At 53.9% G+C, this 16,561-nt stretch carries 10 protein-coding genes; 2 read left to right on the top strand and 8 right to left on the bottom strand.

Annotated features, from left to right (window positions below):
• Nucleotides 1–87: 87 nt before the first annotated feature.
• The 7 genes from mqo to CKO_RS02455 all read right to left on the bottom strand — a co-directional run bounded on the left by mqo (nucleotide 88) and on the right by CKO_RS02455 (nucleotide 9,420).
• Nucleotides 88–1,749 carry a malate dehydrogenase (quinone) gene (gene mqo / locus CKO_RS02485; protein ID WP_012131544.1) on the bottom strand — a complete coding sequence of 554 codons (1,662 nt, stop codon included), beginning with the start codon at nucleotides 1,747–1,749 and terminating at the stop codon, nucleotides 88–90.
• 243 nt (nucleotides 1,750–1,992) lie between these two features.
• Entirely contained in the window at nucleotides 1,993–3,429 is a 1,437-nt protein-coding gene (mgtE, locus tag CKO_RS02480; protein ID WP_012131543.1) for a magnesium transporter, read from the bottom strand.
• A 179-nt stretch (nucleotides 3,430–3,608) separates the two neighbouring features.
• Nucleotides 3,609–5,252, bottom strand: a complete 1,644-nt coding sequence (locus CKO_RS02475; RefSeq protein ID WP_012131542.1) for a multidrug ABC transporter permease/ATP-binding protein — start codon at nucleotides 5,250–5,252, stop codon at nucleotides 3,609–3,611.
• A 75-nt stretch (nucleotides 5,253–5,327) separates the two neighbouring features.
• Complete coding sequence (gene alkB / locus CKO_RS02470) at nucleotides 5,328–5,978, bottom strand: DNA oxidative demethylase AlkB (RefSeq protein ID WP_024130162.1); 651 nt, start codon at nucleotides 5,976–5,978, stop codon at nucleotides 5,328–5,330.
• Nucleotides 5,978–7,042 (bottom strand): bifunctional DNA-binding transcriptional regulator/O6-methylguanine-DNA methyltransferase Ada, encoded by a 1,065-nt coding sequence (gene ada / locus CKO_RS02465; RefSeq protein ID WP_024130161.1) that lies wholly within the window; start codon nucleotides 7,040–7,042, stop codon nucleotides 5,978–5,980. Before ada ends, alkB begins: the two co-directional genes overlap by 1 nt.
• 79 nt (nucleotides 7,043–7,121) lie before the next feature.
• On the bottom strand, nucleotides 7,122–8,177 hold the full coding sequence (apbE, locus tag CKO_RS02460; protein WP_012131539.1) for an FAD:protein FMN transferase ApbE: 1,056 nt from the start codon (nucleotides 8,175–8,177) through the stop codon (nucleotides 7,122–7,124).
• Between the two features lie 115 nt (nucleotides 8,178–8,292).
• Entirely contained in the window at nucleotides 8,293–9,420 is a 1,128-nt protein-coding gene (locus CKO_RS02455; RefSeq protein WP_012131537.1) for a porin OmpC, read from the bottom strand.
• A 740-nt stretch (nucleotides 9,421–10,160) separates the two neighbouring features.
• Between CKO_RS02455 and rcsD the strand changes: the two genes are divergently transcribed.
• Nucleotides 10,161–12,830, top strand: a complete 2,670-nt coding sequence (gene rcsD, locus CKO_RS02450) for a phosphotransferase RcsD (RefSeq protein WP_012131534.1) — start codon at nucleotides 10,161–10,163, stop codon at nucleotides 12,828–12,830.
• Nucleotides 12,831–12,846: 16 nt separating this feature from the next.
• On the top strand, nucleotides 12,847–13,497 hold the full coding sequence (rcsB, locus tag CKO_RS02445) for a response regulator transcription factor RcsB (protein WP_001061917.1): 651 nt from the start codon (nucleotides 12,847–12,849) through the stop codon (nucleotides 13,495–13,497).
• Nucleotides 13,498–13,590: 93 nt separating this feature from the next.
• Here rcsB and rcsC read toward each other — a convergent pair whose 3' ends face one another.
• Nucleotides 13,591–16,437 carry a two-component system sensor histidine kinase RcsC gene (gene rcsC / locus CKO_RS02440; protein WP_012131533.1) on the bottom strand — a complete coding sequence of 949 codons (2,847 nt, stop codon included), beginning with the start codon at nucleotides 16,435–16,437 and terminating at the stop codon, nucleotides 13,591–13,593.
• Between the last annotated feature and the right edge of the window lie 124 nt (nucleotides 16,438–16,561).

Genomic DNA, 16,561 nt, shown 5'->3' with positions numbered 1-16,561 from the left:
GATGGCGGCGTACCGCCTATCTGGCCTACATAATGCTCGTTGTAGGCCGGATAAGTGCAGCGCCATCCGGCATGCCGCAATACGTTTTTACAGCGCGATATCCGCGACAGCTTTATGCGCCGGCTGCGGTTGAACCTGCGGCTTAAGCTGCGGTTTTGGCGCTTCGTCCACCACCTGCGGCTTGTCATATTTCAGCCCCAGAACGTCGCTGGTGTATTGCAGCTCTTGTTCCGTGGCCTCAATATTGCCGTTCAGCTTAGTCCCGTAAGACGGAACAATCGTTTTCAGCTTCGCCTGCCATTCCGGGCTGGCCACTTTCTCTTTAAACACTTTTTCCATCAGATGCAGCATGATCGGCGCAGCAGTGGATGCCCCCGGAGACGCGCCCAGCAGCGCGGCAATCGTACCGTCTTTGTCGCTGACCACTTCAGTGCCCAGACGCAGTACGCCGCCCTTGTCTTCATCACGCTTGATGATCTGCACGCGCTGGCCCGCCTGCCACAAACGCCAGTCTTCTTTCTTCGCCTGCGGATAGTACTCTTTCAGCGCTTCAAAGCGTTCATCATCGCTCAGCATCACCTGGCTAATCAGGTATTTCACCAGATCGAAGTTATCCATCCCTACGTTAACCATCGGCATAAAGTTAGAGGTCGTGGTCGAACTCAGCAGATCCCACAGCGAACCGTTTTTCAGGAACTTCGTGGAGAACGTCGCGAACGGCCCAAACAGCACGACGCGTTTGCCATCCAGAATACGGGTATCGATGTGCGGTACGGACATCGGCGGTGCGCCGACCGACGCCTGGCCGTATACCTTCGCCAGGTGGTTGTTAACCACATCCGGGTTCTCTGAAACCAGGAACTGGCCGCCAACCGGGAATCCCGCGTAATCTTTCGCTTCAGGAATGCCCGTCTCCTGCAACAGCTTCAGCGCCGCGCCGCCCGCGCCGATAAAGACAAATTTCGCCTTAATCGCATGTTCTGCTTCACCGTTTTTCAGATCGGCGACGGTCACGGTCCAGGAGTTATCCGCGTTACGTTTAAATCCACGGACTTCGGTATTCAGTTGCAGCGCAAAGTTCGGTTTTTTCTGCAACGATGCCACCAGCTGACGTGTGATTTCCCCGTAGTTCACGTCAGTACCGATTTCAGTGCGGGTCGCGGCAACCTTCTGTTTCGGGTCGCGACCTTCCATGACCAGCGGCGCCCACTCTTTAATTTGCGCATGATCTTCGGAGTAACGCATACCGCGGAACAGCGTGCTCTGCTGCAACGCGGTATAGCGGGCGCGCAGGAAATTGACGTTATCATCGCCCCAGACAAAGCTCATGTGCGGAACGGTATTGATAAACGAGTGTGGTTCGTGCAGAACGCCGCTCTGTACCTGATGCGCCCAAAACTGGCGGGAAACCTGGAAGGCTTCGTTAATGTCGACTGCCTTTTCGATGCTGACGGAACCGTCGGCTTTTTTCGGCGTGTAGTTCAGTTCCATCAGCGCGGAGTGGCCTGTTCCGGCGTTGTTCCAGCCGTTGGAACTCTCCTGTGCAACCCCATCCAGTCGCTCAACCATGGTCATTGACCACTCCGGTTCCAGCTCCTGCAAATAGGTTCCCAACGTGGCGCTCATGATGCCGCCGCCAATCAACAGTACATCCGTTTCCTGCTCTTCGGTCGCTTTCGCTTTTGCCGCCATCGAGACAGCATTCAGCCCCACAGCCATGGTGAAGAGCATGGCAGTCACTTTTTTCATAATGTTAATGCCTTACTTTTAGTATCGTTTTTTTTGCTTTTTGCAGGTGAAAATCGAGCGGCATCAACGTTAACACTTCAGGTAAAAGATTTAAATATTGTTTATAAATTATATTAAGATTTTAAAAACGTTAGTAATACGTTGAATATTTATAAGGTTATTGACGATTAACGGGCAACAGCATTCCCGCATCGCTAATCGCCATGCTTTTGCTGCTACGGATGATGAGGCGTAATCAGGCGGTTAAAGCAGAAATACCGTCGCCAGCCCCAGAAAAATAAAGAAACCGCCGGTATCGGTAATGGCGGTAATCATCACGCTTGAGCCGACCGCCGGGTCGCGCCCGAGCTTTACCATCGTCATCGGGATGATCACGCCCATCAGCGCCGCCACCAGTAAATTCAGCACCATCGCCAGCGTCATAACGCCGCCAAGGGCGATATCGTCGTAGAGCCACCAGGTCACGCCGCCCATGATGCCGCCCCAGACAAGGCCGTTGACCAGCGCCACGCCCATTTCACGCAAAATGAGAAAGGTCAGGTTGCCGGGCTGAATATTTTGCAGCGCCAGCGCGCGAACAATCATGGTAATGGTTTGATTCCCGGTATTGCCGCCAATCCCGGCGACAATCGGCATGAGGGAAGCCAGCGCCACCAGTTGCGAGATTGTGTGTTCAAAGCCGTCGATCACCCGGGAGGCGATAAACGCCGTGCACAGGTTTATCGCCAGCCATGCCCAACGGGTTTTTACCGCTTTGACGACGGGCGCAAAGACATCTTCTTCGGCGCTCAGGCCCCCCATGCGACGCAGATCGGTGTCGGTTTCTTCGTAGACCACATCAACGATCTCGTCGATGGTCAGGCGTCCCATCAGTTTGCCGGAAGGATCGATCACGGCGGCGCTGACCAGGTTATCACGTTCAAAGGTGCGCGCCGCATTCTCAGAGATATCTTCCGGGGCAAAGGTCAGCGGATCGTCATCCATCACGTCGCTGACTTTACGCTGCGCGTCACTGAGCAGAATACGCGTCAGAGACAGCTCGCCGACCAGTATTTTATTCCGGTTCGTTACAAAGAGTTTGTCGGTGTTTTCCGGCATTTTTCCCAGACGGCGTAAATAGCGCTGCACCACCTCCAGCGTCACGTCCGGGCGCACGGTGATGACCTCGAACTCCATGATCGCCCCGACGCGATTCTTCTCGTAGTGCATAACCTGACGGACGCGGGCGCGCTCCTCCGGCGGCAGCGTCGCCAGCAGTCGCCCGGTGAGGTTACGCGGCAGGTGCTGAACGAGATAAATCTGTTCGTCAATGTCGAGGTATTGCAGCGCGTCCAACAGCGCGCGGTCGGTCATTTCATCAATCAGGTCATCCCAGACGTTTTCGGACGCTTCCAGCAGCACTTTGCCTCGTTTTTCATTCTCGACCAGCCGCCATAAGGCATGACGTTCTTCGGAAGGCAGCGCTTCAAGGGTATCCGCCAGGTCCGGCGGCGGCAGGTGAGCCACCAGCGCCCCTACCTCAGCAATATCGTCGGCCAGCGTACCGACATCATATTGCTCAGCCAGGGTGAGCTTGCCTGACAGGGCGGAAATAATCGCTTTATCGGTGGTGAGCAGCCAGATAAGACGCGCACGCTCTTCATCGCGCAGTCTGGCGCTGTTTTTGGTCATTGCGGACATTAATTATAAATCCATGAAATGAGATGCCATTAAGCATGGCGCGAGGTTATGTAAATAACAATAAACGGCGCCGCGAGTGGATAAAAAATCAGCATCATGCAGGGAATGGCAGGCCCGATAAGCGTCGCGCCATCGGGCAACCAGGCCGGATGCGGCTACGCCTTATCCGGCCTACAGGATCAGGCAGTACGCGCAACCGCATCGCGGGAGGCGGCGTCGCGTTCATCGCCGACCAGTTCACTCAACTGCCCGTTACGCATTTCCAGCAGGCGATCGGCGTGAATAAAGTAATGATCGTCATGACTGATCGCAAAGATGGTTTTGCCCATCTCCTGCATCAGCGGCAGCAGCACCTGATAAAATTCACGGCGGAAATGCGGGTCCTGATCGGCGGCCCATTCATCCAGCAGAATGATGTCACGCTCCTCCGCCAGCGCCAGCAGCAACGCCACGCGCTTTTTCTGCCCTTTCGACAGCTTCAGGTTCAGAATCCGACCATCGCGCAGCTCCAGCTTGTGCGCCATTTTCAGTTGCTCAAGCCACTTTTCCACCAGTTCCGCTTTGGCCGGTTTGCCTTCCGGCCCCAGCAGTTGATCAAACAGCCAGACATCGGTAAACACGGCAGAAAAGAGTTTCCGGTAGTTCTCAGGACGCTCTGCGGAAAGCGTTTTGCCATCCAGTAAAATTTCGCCTGACTGAGGCTGGTACAGCCCCGTCAGCAGCATCGCCAGCGTCGATTTCCCGCTGCCATTGCCGCCAATCAAAAACAGCAGTTCCCCGCGCTGGATGGTCAGGTTGATCGGCCCTACTGAAAACGCATTATCCTGATAATGGAAAACGACATTGCGTAACTCCAGCGTTTTCCAGTCAGGAAAGGCGTCAGGACGAGGAAATTCCGCTTTAAACGGCGCCAGCGAAAATTTATTCAGCTTGTTGAAAGCCACCTGCGCGGTGAGCAGCGTCGGCAACGCGCCAACCGCAGAGAGCAGCGGCGTGCGCAGGAACAGCAGCGTCAGCGAATAGGTCGCCGCCACGTTGGTATCCGCCCAGCCCAGGCTGTTCGCCATCCAGAACACCAGACCAATCGCGCCCAGCATCATAATGTTTGACCAGTTAACGGCGCTCAGGTGGAACGTATCGGCGCGAATAATATGGTGGCGATACTCTTTCGCATCCGGGATATACGAATGGTTAAAGATATGTTCCGCGCGCTCACGGTTCAGGGTCAGCTCTTTGCGCCCTTCCAGCACCGTCTGAAAATCCTGATACAGCTTATCTTCCGTTTCGCGCAGCGTCGCCATGTGCTTATACACGCGCGCCACCAGCACAAACCCGCCCCAGATGGTGATTGCCATCCAGATTGCCGTCACCAGCAGCATTTTGGTGGATAACATCGCCAGATACGCGGCGGAACCCACCGTCAGGATGATCCCCTGAACCAGCTCCGGCAGGCGCACGAACGCGATCGTGATGTTGCGGATATCACTGGTTAACCCTGCCAGCAGCGAGGCGCTGCCCAGTTGTTCGATGCGCTCAACCTGCGTGTCCAGAATACGTTTGATAAATTCGCTGCGCAGGCGATAGACAAAATGGTGCCCTAACGCGGTTAAGGCCAGTTGGGAGCCCAGCGTCACCGCCATCAGTAAAAGCAGCAGCGCGAGAAATTCCGGCAGCACCATCAGCGTGGTATCCACCGTTTCGATGAGGCGCTGATTGATAAAGGCAATCAGGCCAATCCCCAGCGCAGCGCTGGCGAGGCTGAGCGCCATCACGCTGATAAATGGCCAGCGATACTGCCGCCAGACAAGAAGAAGTAGTTCCATTCATACAACCCGGGCAAGGAATAACAGCCCGCAGTTTAAACATCTCAACGCCGACAGCAATAATAATTCTTATTTTTATTCTTTTTTACCCGCCTGGCGAAACGTCAGGTTGTAACGACAGTCCGCCGTCAGCGGATGAAAGCCCGCTTTAAGCGGTTGTATGCCGTGGTAAAACAGTCTCGATTCACCGCCCCAGACCACCACATCGCCGTGCTCCAGCAAAAGGCGTTTTAACGGATCGTTACGACGCAGGCCGCCAAACTGAAAAATGGCCGGAAGGCCCAAAGAAACCGACACAATCGGCGCGCGCAGATCCGGTTCGTCTTTATCCTGATGCAACGACAACTTTGAGCCGGGCGCATAGCGATTGATAAGACAGGCATCCGGCTGAAAATCAGCATAGCCCGCCGCGATCGCCGCGCGATGGCACAGGCTGGTAAAGACCTCAGGCAGCGGCGGCCAACGCCGCCCGGTTAACGGATCGACGGGAGAATAGAGATATCCGTGTTGATCCGTCGTCCAGCCGAGCTGACCGCAATTTGTCATCGCCACCGACATGGTATAGCCGCCGGGCGTCACCATCTGGCGAAATGGCGACTGCGCGGCGACCGCCGCGATGGCCTCAATCAGCGATGGCGCCTCGCGAAAGGCGAAACGGCGCAAGATAACCGCGCCGGACGCCAGCGGCTCTTGCCAGGGTTCAGCATCCGCAAATAAGTCCAGCATCATTTATCCTCATGTCGCGCCTCTCGTTGCAGAAGCTGCGCCTTGCGCGCCACGCCCCAACGATAACCCGATAGCGCGCCGTCGCCGCGCACCACCCGATGGCACGGGATCACAATCGCCAGTTTATTTGCCCCGCAGGCGCTGGCAACGGCACGAACCGCCTTCGGCTTGCCGATTGCGCTGGCGATCTGCTGATAGCTGACGGTTTCCCCACAGGGAATCGTGCGCAGCGCCTGCCAGACCTGCTGCTGGAACGCAGTGCCCTGAATATCTAACGGCAGTGACAGCGGCATATCGCGTGCATTAATACTGGCGATAACCTGGCGCACGCGCTGCTGGAAAGGTCGATCAGCGGGTTCATCCTGCGCGGCGGGAAACAGTTCATGCAGGCTGGCAATAAGCCCGGCATCATCATCGCCCAGTAAAATCGCGCAGATTCCCCGCTCGCTCTCCGCAACCAGGCAGCGTCCCAGCGCACAATCCGCGAGGGCATAGCGAACGGGGAGATTATCGCCGCCCTTACGAAACTGCTTCGCCGTCATGCCGAGCGTCTCATCCGCTTTGCGATAGTAACTGCCGCTGTCGGGAAAACCGGCGTTCAGGATCGCCTGCGTTACCGTCTCTCCTTTCGTCAGCGCATCGCGCAGACGGCGGGCGCGCCAGGATTGCTGCCAGGCTTTTGGCGTCATTCCCGTCGTGGCTTTGAACAACCGGTGCAGATGAAATGGGCTCATTGCCACCTGCTGCGCCAGGGCGTCCAGCGTGATGGGGGCATCCTGTTCCAGTAAACGGCAGGCGTGCGTGATTTTATCCAGCTGATGCTGTCGGGCGTTGTCTTTGTCTGGCTGGCAGCGTTTGCAGGGGCGGAATCCTGCGGCCAGCGCCTGCTCCGCACTGGCAAAGAAACGAACGTTTTGCCGCAACGCGTGTTTTGCCCGACAGGACGGTCGGCAAAAGATGCCGGTGGTCTGTACCGCAAAAACAAACTGACCATCGGCGTCAGGATCGCGATCCAGCACCGACTGCCAGCGCGCATCGTCGTTTATGCGTGAGAGATTTTTCATCATGGACTCCTTCATTAAGCATAGTGCTTAGTCTCAGTGTGTCCGTAAGTCAGCGCACGAAAACCCGAAATCTTGCTTTTTAATTTTTATCACTCACGAGGAAGCTTTTGAACTGCGGCGACATCCAGGTTTTAAACCCCTCGCCCTCTTTCATGATCATGTACACCGCCAGCCCTTCCCGGCGCACCACCTCTTTGGCCTTTTCCGTGCCGAGCACCATCAACCCGGTATCCCAGCCGTCCGCTTCCAGCGCCGTCGGGGCGATAACCGTCACGGAGACCAGATTGTGTTCTATGGGACGCCCGGTCTGTGGATCAATGACGTGAGACAGGCGCTTCCCGTCCAGTTCGTAATAGTTACGGTAGCTGCCGGAGGTGCTGATGCCATGCCCGTTAATATCGACAATCGCCTGTACCGCGTTTTCTTGATCGGTCGGTTTTTGGATCGCCACACGCCAGGGTTGCCCCTGCGCATTCATGCCGCGACTGTTCAGGGCGCCGCCGACGGAGACCAGATAGCGGGCAATGCCTTCCTGTTCCATCAAGCGCGCCAGATGATCGGCCGCATACCCTTCCCCCACGGTTGAGAGATCGACGAACAGATCCGGCAGATCTTTTTGCAGATATTGCTGTCGCGCCTGATTGATGACCCGCAGATGTTGCAGCCCGGTCTTTGCTTTTGCGCTGTCAATCTGCGGCTGTGTGGGAACATGGACCGGCTGTTGCTCCGGGCCAAACCCCCACAGATTCACCAGCGGCCCCACGGTGATATCCATTGCGCCGTCGGTTTTCGCGCCAATGCGCAGCGCCGAGGTAATGATATCGGCCATTGCTTCGCTAACCGGCCAGGGAGAAAGACTCTGCGAATGGTTGAAGCGCATCAGCGCCGAGTCATTTTTGTACGTGGACAACAGCTGATCGTCGGCATCAAGCTGCGTCTGAATTCTGTTACGTAATTCCTCAGCACGGCTGGCGTCCACATCCACCACGCTGACCCGCCAGAAGGTGCCCATCGTTTTCCCTTCCAGTACGGTTGCAGCAGGTGACGCTGTATCAGCCGGTTTTGGGGCATCATCGCACCCCACAAAAAAGATCGTCGCGGCCAGCAGCGCTGCCCGACAAAAGGTCATTTCCATACGTGATTATCCTCATGCGAACGCGCGCAAGAGTACACCAAAAATCGCTATTTGTACGCCGTAAAAAACGCATTAAAAAAGGGCCCGCAGGCCCTTTAGTTGACATTGTCCGCAATCAGAACTGGTAAACCAGGCCCAGAGCAACGATGTCGTCAGTGCTGATACCCGCATTACGAGTAAAGGTATTGTCATCCAGCAGGTTGATTTTGTAATCAACGTAGGTAGACATGTTTTTGTTGAAGTAGTAGGTCGCGCCAACATCAACGTATTTCAGGATATCCTGATCGCCGTAGTTGGTAGTGCCGTTGGAGATGTCCTTACCTTTAGATTGCAGGTAAGCCACGGACGGACGCAGACCGAAGTCGAACTGGTACTGTGCAACCACTTCGAAGTTTTGCGCTTTATCAGCGAAGCCATAAGAGTCGCTACGGCTGTTCTGGGAAGAACCAAAGCGGGTTGCGTTGTAAGTCTGAGAGTACTGCGCTGCCAGGTAAACGTTGTTAGCGTCGTATTTCAGACCACCGGTATAAACGGTCGCACGATCGCCGCTGCCGTATACGCCAGCCGAATTCTGGTCAGCAGTACGTTTGGAAGAGGTGATTGCACCACCAACGCTGAAGCCTTCGCCGATATCATAGGTCAGAGATCCGCCGAAGCCGTCGCCGTTCTGTTTCAGCAGGCTACGACCATCCGCAACGTCGTTTTCACCGCTGGCGCTGCCGTTTTTACCCTGATACTGCAACGCAAAATTCAGACCTTCAACCAGACCGAAGAAGTCAGTATTACGGTAGGTTGCCAGGCCGTTAGCACGCTGCTGCATGAAGTTATCCGCGCCGTAGGTGTCGCCGCCGAATTCCGGCAGAACGTCGGTCCAGGCCGTTACATCGTAGATTACGCCGTAGTTACGACCGTAGTCGAAGGAACCTGCATCGCCAAATTTCACACCAGCAAACGCCACACGGGTCCAGGAGTTGTTAGTGGTTTCAGCGTCGTTGCCCTGAATCTGATATTCCCACTGACCGTAGCCGGTGATCTGATCGTTAACCTGGGTTTCGCCTTTGAAGCCGAGACGCATATAGGTCTGATCGCCGTCGTTGCCATCGTCATCAGAGAAATAGTGCAGACCGTCGACTTTACCGAACAGGTCCAATTTGTTGCCGTCTTTGTTATAAACTTCAGCCGCATTTGCTGCGCCTGCTACCAGCAGAGCCGGTACCAGGAGGGACAGTACTTTAACTTTCATGTTATTAACCCTCTGTTATATGCCTTTATTTGCTTTTTTATTGCCACTGCATACTGATTAACCCTCTTAACCAGTCGGCAATTTCATTCTCCGCAAAAATGCAGAATAATCCAACACGGATATGATACTAAAATCTTTAAAATGTTTCATTTATCGCCATAGGTGTTTCAAATTATTAATGGCATGGAACTTTTTTAAAAGCAAAAAATGGGACAAATAAGCACGAATCATCAAAACATATTTATTTTTCATTATAATTCAATGCATTATATTCATGAAAATCATAGCACTGAATGATAAAACAAAATCTTCACTCGCAACTAAAATAGTCAGCGCTATCATCATTAACTTTATTTATTACCGTCATTCATTTCTGAATGTCTGTTTACCCCTATTTCAACCGGATGCCTCGCATTCGGTTTTTTTTTTACCCTTCTTTACACAAATTTTATCTTCTTGTGCTACCGGATTTAAATAATCACAATGGTTTACTACCCCCTCGTGATAATCACCAGTCATGCCAACAAATAATTTCTTGTTATTTAGTGCTAAATTTTATTTCATTGTGTTTATATTTATACATCTGCGCCAACGCTGTACACGTTTTGCTTAGGGAAACGCCTTCGCGGCTCGGGCGGAAAAATGCAGCGTGTCTGATGAGCGAGAGTATGGAAATTCACACAGTACCCTTTATACTGCCCTTTCCTCTTTAGCGTTGTTTTAACAGGTCATAAACACGAATGAGTCAGTCTGATACAACGGTTTCTACCCGATTCTCCCTTCTGCCGGGAAGCATTACCCGTTTCTTCTTATTACTGATCATTGTGTTACTTGTAACGATGGGCGTGATGGTGCAAAGCGCGGTCAACGCCTGGCTGAAAGACAAGAGCTATCAGATTGTCGATATCACCCATGCTATTCATAAGCGCGTAGACACCTGGCGCTACGTGACCTGGCAAATCTATGACAACATTGCCGCGACGGCTAGCCCATCCACGAGCGAGGGTTTGCAGGAAACGCGTCTGAAACAAGACGTCTACTACCTTGAAAAACCGCGCCGTAAGACCGAAGCGCTTATCTTTGGCTCACATGACAGCTCAACGCTGGAAATGACCCAGCGGATTTCCACCTATCTCGATACGCTGTGGGGCGCGGAGAACGTGCCCTGGTCGATGTATTATCTGAACGGGCAGGACAACAGCCTGATTCTCATCTCCACCCTGCCGCTCAAGGATCTCTCCTCCGGCTTTAAAGAGTCCGCGATTGGCAATATTGTCGATTCCCGTCGGGCGGAGATGCTGCAACAGGCGAATGCGCTGGATGAACGCGAAAGCTTCTCTTCGTTACGTCGTCTGGCGTGGCAAAACGGCCATTACTTTACGCTGCGCACCACTTTTAATCAGCCGGGGCATCTGGCGACGGTTGTGGCGTTCGATTTGCCGATCAACGACCTGATCCCGCCGGGAATGCCGCTGGACAGCTTCCGCCTGGAACCCGACTCCTCAACCACGACGGTACGTAATACAGAGAAAGAGTCTCCAGACAGCGTCAGCATCAGCTTCAACAGCGCCAAAATTGAGATTTCTTCCGCGCTGAACTCAACCGATATGCGGCTGGTCTGGCAGGTTCCTTTCGGCACGCTATTGCTTGATACGCTGCAAAATATCCTGCTGCCGTTACTGTTGAATATCGGCCTGCTTGCGCTGGCGCTGTTTGGCTACACCACCTTCCGCCACCAGCCTGGCCGTTCAACGGAAGTGGCGACAAGCAATACCGCAAATAATGAACTGCGTATTCTGCGCGCGATTAATGAAGAGATCGTCTCCCTGCTGCCGCTGGGGCTGCTGGTGCATGACCAGGAGGCCAATCGCACCGTCATCAGCAATAAAATCGCCGACCATTTGCTGCCGCATTTAAATCTGCAAAACATCACCAGCATGGCGGAGCAGCATCAGGGCATCATTCAGGCGACGATCAATAACGAGCTGTATGAAATTCGCCTGTTCCGCAGCCAGGTCGCCCCTCGCACGCAGATCTTTATTATTCGCGATCAGGACCGGGAAGTGCTGGTGAACAAGAAGCTCAGGCAGGCGCAGCGTCTGTATGAGAAAAACCAGCAGGGCCGCGCCGCGTTTATGCAAAATATTGGCAATGCCCTGAAAGAACCCGTGCGGATACTGGCGATCAACGCCGCTGCCGCAGACACGCCGGAAAGCCAGAAGCTGGCGAGCCAGGCGGATGTTCTGGTGCGTATGATAGATGAAATTCAGCTGGCGAATATTCTGGAGAATGATACCTGGAAAAGCGAGCCGACGCTGTTCTCCATTCAGGATCTGATTGACGAAGTGGTGCCGGACGTTCTGCCTGCGATTAAGCGTAAGGGTCTGCAACTGCTGATCAAAAACCACCTTAGCGCCAACGATGAACGCCGTGGCGACCGTGACGCCCTGCGCCGCATTCTGCTGTTGCTGATTCAGTACGCGGTCACGACCACGCAGATTGGGAAAATCACGCTGGAAGTCGATCAGGATGAGTCGGCTGAAGAACGCCTGACCTTCCGCATTCTGGATACCGGTGAAGGCGTGACGCTCAATGAGATCGACAATCTCCATTTCCCGTATATCAATGAAACGCAAAGCGACCGCTACGGGAAAGCGAATCCGTTAACCTTCTGGTTGTGCGATCAGCTGGCGCGTAAGCTCGGCGGGCATCTGAATATTAAAGCACGCGATGCGCTGGGGACGCGCTATACCGTACATGTTAAAATGACCCCGCATGACCAACATGTAAATGATGAAGAGCGCTTGCTGGATGACGTTTGCGTGATGGTTGACGTCACCTCTAATGATGTGCGCAATATTGTGTTGCGTCAGTTGGAAAACTGGGGAGCCACCTGCATCACGCCGGATAATCGGCAAATAAGTCAAGAATATGATCTCTTTTTAACTGATAATCCGTCTAATCTTACTGCCTCCGGCTTGCTTTTAAGCGATGATGAGTCAGGCGTGCGGAAAATGGGTCCTGGCCAACTGCGCGTCAACTTTAATATGAGCAACGCTATGCAGGAAGCTGTACTACAACTGATAGAAGAGCAACTGGCGCAGGAAGAGATTCCAGAGTCGCCCCTCGGCGGAGATGAAAACGCCGAACTTCATGCCAGCGGTTATTACGCGCTCTTTGTAGACACAGTACCGGATGATGTTAAGAGGTTGTATACTGAGGCAGCGACCAGTGATTTCGCTGCGCTGGCGCAGACAGCTCACCGCCTGAAAGGCGTGTTTGCTATGCTTAATCTGGTACCCGGCAAGCAGTTATGTGAAACGCTGGAACATCTTATTCGTGAGAAAGATGCTCCAGGTATAGAAAAATACATCAGCGACATTGACAGCTACGTCAAGAGCTTGCTGTAGCAAGGTAGCCCAATACATGAACAATATGAACGTAATTATTGCCGATGACCATCCGATTGTACTGTTCGGTATTCGCAAATCACTTGAACAAATCGAGTGGGTGAATGTTGTCGGCGAGTTTGAAGATTCCACAGCACTGATCAACAACCTGCCTAAATTAGATGCGCATGTGTTGATTACCGACCTCTCCATGCCGGGAGATAAATACGGTGACGGGATTACCCTCATCAAATACATTAAACGTCATTTCCCGAGCCTGTCGATCATCGTTCTGACGATGAACAACAACCCGGCAATTCTGAGCGCGGTGCTGGATCTCGACATTGAGGGGATTGTGCTGAAACAAGGCGCGCCGACTGACTTGCCTAAAGCGCTGGCCGCGCTGCAAAAGGGCAAGAAGTTTACCCCGGAAAGCGTCTCCCGCCTGCTGGAGAAAATCAGCGCGGGCGGTTATGGCGACAAACGTCTGTCTCCGAAAGAGAGTGAAGTCCTGCGTCTGTTCGCAGAAGGTTTCCTGGTGACGGAAATCGCCAAGAAACTGAACCGCAGCATTAAGACCATCAGTAGCCAGAAAAAATCGGCGATGATGAAGCTGGGCGTCGAAAACGATATCGCGCTGCTGAATTACCTCTCTTCCGTCACGCTGAGCCCGGCGGACAAAGACTGATCAAACGTCAGGTGCCTGATGGCGTTGCGCTTATCAGGCCGACGTTGATGATTGCAGTAGGCCGGAGAAGGCGAAACCGCCATCCGGCCTTTTTTATGCCCGCGTCTTTCTCACTCGCTCCGCATACACCGCCAGCGTCTGCTTAAGCACATCTAACGTCACCGGCTTGGACAGGCAGCTATCCATACCGGACTCCAGACAACGCTGTTTCTCTTCCGCCAGCGCGTTAGCCGTGACGCCGACCACCGGCAACGTCAACCCCAGCTGGCGAATGCGCTGCGTCAGACGGTAGCCGTCCATATTCGGCATGTTGACGTCGCTCAGCACGATATCAATATGGTTTTTACTCAGCACGTTCAACGCATCGACGCCGTCATTCGCGGTCTTGCATTGATACCCCAGCGATCCCAACTGATCGGCCAGCAAACGACGGTTGATCGGATGATCGTCCACCACGAGGATCATCATGTCGTCATTCGTCGCGTCGGTTTTATCCGGCGCAGGCAGCGCCGTTGCAAGCGCGTCGTTATCAAGCTCAATACTGTAAATCCGCGCCAGCAGCGCAGGCAATTCATGCGGCGACGCCACGCTGTGTACCCACTCGCCCGGCGCTCTTTCCTGCGGAATACCAATATGGCGGCGACTGAAAACAACCGCCGCACGCCCCTGCCATGCCTGCTCCAGCACATCGTCCGTAATCAGAATATCTTCCGGCGCCGGTTTTTGCCCTTCGTAACGAAGCACATCGACACCGCTTCGCGCCAGGCTGGACTCAATAAAATGACACAGCGACGCGTTGCGTACCGCCAGCCAGCAACGCGTTTGAGCCAGCCCTTCGACGCCTTTTTTCTGCGGGTACTGCGCGCCATAAAGTGGAATGCGTAACGTAAACTGGCTGCCCATCCCGGGCTCTGAATCGACGGAGATATCCCCATCCATCATGCTGATCAGTTTTTCACAAATCGCCAGCCCCAGGCCGGTTCCCTGGAAATTACGCTGCACGCCGGTTCCCACCTGGAAGAAAGGATCGAACAAACGCACAACCTCTTTCGCCGGAATCCCCACGCCGGTATCGCGTACCTGAATACTGAGATAATCGCCATCACACTGCACATGCAGCACAATACAACCGGTATCGGTAAATTTGATGGCGTTACTCAGCAGGTTAGAAATCACCTGTTGCAGACGCATCGGGTCGCCGTTCAGCGCAACCGGTACATCCGGTTCAATAAAGCAGTACAGGCCAAGCTGTTTTCTCACCACCAGCGGTAAATAGTTGGCCGTAATATGGTTCATCACCTCACGCGGCGAGAACTCACGCGGTTCAATCTTCAACTGCTCGGATTCGATTTTTGAGAAGTCGAGAATATCGCTGATGATTTTCAGCAGCAGGCTGGAGGAGTTGTTCATCGCCGTAACCAGCCTGTCGACCCCTTTCGGCAACGCTTTGGTTTGCAGCAGATCGAGGTTACCGATAATCCCGTACAGCGGCGTGCGCAACTCGTGGCTCACGGTCGCAAGGAACATTGATTTGGACTGGCTCGCCTGCTCCGCCGCCTGCGCCATCTCCTGCAACGACTCTTCCATTTTGACGCGCGCGCTCACATCCACCAGCACGCAAATCGCCACGTTTTCATTACGATAGCGCGAATGGACAAAGCTGATTTGCAGATTGGTATTGTTGCTGGTCAACACATCGACGAAGTTAACCTGCTGACCACAGATAATTTGCGTCAGCCTTTGCCGGTCCTCATGGGTGAGCATATTGAGGTAGGTATGCGCCAGTTCATTACTGAGAATATTGACCCCGTCAATGGTACGCAGGATGCAAATCCCCACCGGCGCGGAAGCGACGATTTTCCGGTTAAACTGCTCATGCTCTTCCAGCCGCTGAGCATCGCTTTCCGCCGGAATAAAGATACGCCGTTCATACATGCGCGCCAGCGTGAACAAGGCGGCGCCCACCAGCACATTCAGCAGAATAGCATTCAGAATCAGCATTCGAATATGCTCCAGCACCAGATCGACCGGTACGGAGTAGACAATGCTGAGCGACGATGGCGGCAGGCTTTTCTTCAGAACCAGCTCACGGAACCCTGGCGTGTAGCCAAACCAGGAGCGCTCCTGCATCCAGCGGGGTTCCGGCCTGATGTTGCTTTCCGGCCCGGTTAGCGAAATCAGCGGATGACCATTTTCATCGAGGATCGTCACCCCCATAGGCAAACTTCCCGGCGTGAAAAAGTTCTCCATCCGAATGGACTGCTCGACGCCCAGCAGCGCCTGCAAGCGGTTGGCCAGATAAACCGGCGTCAGGGCATAAAAATAGCCGATGCCGGGGCGCGGCCCCTGGCTAATCCAGAAAAGGTTATTCCCGCTCTCTTCCTGCGGGGCATTGCGGTACTTAACAATGCGCTCATGCAGCGTTTTCAGCGCATTATCACGTTCGACCGGCATATCGCGCAGGCCGAAATTCGCCATACAGAGATTGTCGCTGCCAATCAGGAAAACACGATTCAGATCGTAGGCCGCAGAAAAATTGTCGCGCCAGTAGCGCATAAACCAGGCCAGCGACTCCAGCGACCCGCGCCAGGCATTCCCCATCGCCGCACAGTCGGAGTCGGCAAACAGCGGCTCAAAATTGGGCACCACGGTTTTATCGTCGCGTGCCCGGCTGGACATCACGCCGTTTTCCGCCGTTAAGCGATTCTCGGCAATATATTTGAGTTCTTTCATTACGTCAGACGTGCGCTGAATATAGCGCTGCGCCTGGTCGGAACTGAGATTGAATTCCTGACGGATTTCAGACTCTCTCTGATGCAGCGCATTGACGATGTAAAACACCGAAGCAAAAGCGATCAGCAGCCAGATCAGTAACGCCAACGCTCTGAACAGGTAGCGCGAAACTTTCAGGGTTGTACGAAAGGAAGCAAGGTATTTCAAAGGGGCGAAGCTCCGCCTCAGGCGATAAATAGAGTGTGGTTAAGGTAGCGGTAAATGCCCGACGTCGCAATGCCCTCTCTTTGCGGGAATATGATATACCGCTGAGAAACCTGCGCCTCAACCC

The sequence above is a fragment of the Citrobacter koseri ATCC BAA-895 genome (genome assembly GCF_000018045.1).
GTDB classification, from domain to species: Bacteria; Pseudomonadota; Gammaproteobacteria; order Enterobacterales; family Enterobacteriaceae; genus Citrobacter_B; species Citrobacter_B koseri.
The sequence above is the reverse complement of the archived record's forward strand: the minus strand, read 5'-3'. Positions and strand labels throughout refer to the sequence as shown.

Bases quoted from the DNA above. Each gene is read 5' to 3' on its own strand.
- mqo (WP_012131544.1), bottom strand. From the start codon at position 1,749: ATGAAAAAAGTGACTGCCATGCTCTTCACCATGGCTGTGGGGCTGAAT.
- mgtE (WP_012131543.1), bottom strand. From the start codon at position 3,429: ATGTCCGCAATGACCAAAAACAGCGCCAGACTGCGCGATGAAGAGCGT.
- CKO_RS02475 (WP_012131542.1), bottom strand. From the start codon at position 5,252: ATGGAACTACTTCTTCTTGTCTGGCGGCAGTATCGCTGGCCATTTATC.
- alkB (WP_024130162.1), bottom strand. From the start codon at position 5,978: ATGCTGGACTTATTTGCGGATGCTGAACCCTGGCAAGAGCCGCTGGCG.
- ada (WP_024130161.1), bottom strand. From the start codon at position 7,042: ATGAAAAATCTCTCACGCATAAACGACGATGCGCGCTGGCAGTCGGTG.
- apbE (WP_012131539.1), bottom strand. From the start codon at position 8,177: ATGGAAATGACCTTTTGTCGGGCAGCGCTGCTGGCCGCGACGATCTTT.
- CKO_RS02455 (WP_012131537.1), bottom strand. From the start codon at position 9,420: ATGAAAGTTAAAGTACTGTCCCTCCTGGTACCGGCTCTGCTGGTAGCA.
- rcsD (WP_012131534.1), top strand. From the start codon at position 10,161: ATGAGTCAGTCTGATACAACGGTTTCTACCCGATTCTCCCTTCTGCCG.
- rcsB (WP_001061917.1), top strand. From the start codon at position 12,847: ATGAACAATATGAACGTAATTATTGCCGATGACCATCCGATTGTACTG.